Below are 1,005 nucleotides of genomic sequence, written 5' to 3'. Positions count from 1 at the left end.
CACGGTGTGGTTCATGACTGGGGTGAAGTCGTAACAAGGTAGCCGTAGGGGAACCTGCGGCTGGATCACCTCCTTAAACGATGCGTCACAGTCGGTAAGCGTCCACAATGAATTACCTGATCAGATATAGAGCAAACGGTAAAAGCACGATCCCCTCTTGGGTCTGTAGCTCAGTTGGTTAGAGCGCACCCCCTGACCTTAAATGGAAAGCAGGGTGAGGTCGGCCAGCCGACGCGGTCGTAAGAGTAGTAAGTAAATGGGTCTGTAGCTCAGTTGGTTAGAGCGCACCCCTGATAAGGGTGAGGTCGGCAGTTCAAGTCTGCCCAGACCCACCAAATTCCTGTAATACTGCGTTAAAATGCTCCTCGTATAGCAGACTATACGTCGTCGCATTTTGCCTTGTCTTACAGAAATTTGCGTGAATTTAGTATTGGGGCCATAGCTCAGCTGGGAGAGCGCCTGCCTTGCACGCAGGAGGTCAGCGGTTCGATCCCGCTTGGCTCCACCATTACGTTACTACCCTGTTTAATCTTCAATACCGTTTGTAAATGTTTCGTGACCATTGATAAGTCGCTGTGTTGTCGCTGTTGTTTTAGTTATCACACACCGCCTTATCACTGTTCATTGAACAGCTGCTCTTTAACAATGTATATCATGCTGACAAGAACACTTCGCAAGAAGTGGTCTTAAATTGTGATACGTCTCAAGCGTATCCGGCAAAATGAAACGTGATCATTGCGAGATACCAGACTCCTTCGGGTTATAGGGTCAAGCAATGAAGCGCACACGGTGGATGCCTAGGCAGCCAGAGGCGATGAAAGACGTGGTAGCCTGCGATAAGGTTCGGTGAGGTGGCAACAACCTGTGACCCGGACATCTCTGAATGGGGAAACCCACTCATCATAAGATGAGTATCGTGCACTGAATACATAGGTGTACGAGGCGAACCAGGGGAACTGAAACATCTAAGTACCCTGAGGAAAAGAAATCAACCGAGATTCCCCT

2 tRNA genes and 2 rRNA genes are annotated in these 1,005 nt (G+C 49.2%); all 4 read left to right on the top strand.

What is annotated here, in order from left to right:
- Positions 1 to 76, top strand: a 16S ribosomal RNA gene (locus ACW17M_RS24105); the annotation flags it as partial.
- 182 nt (positions 77 to 258) lie between these two features.
- A tRNA-Ile gene (locus tag ACW17M_RS24100) sits at positions 259 to 335 on the top strand.
- Between the two features lie 97 nt (positions 336 to 432).
- Positions 433 to 508 (top strand) — tRNA-Ala (locus ACW17M_RS24095).
- A 258-nt stretch (positions 509 to 766) separates the two neighbouring features.
- Positions 767 to 1,005: ribosomal RNA gene (locus tag ACW17M_RS24090) — 23S ribosomal RNA — on the top strand; the annotation flags it as partial.

This window comes from Vreelandella sp. 2A-K22, from assembly GCF_054065485.1.
Note: the sequence above shows the minus strand (reverse complement) of the source record. Positions and strands in the feature narration are given on the sequence as shown.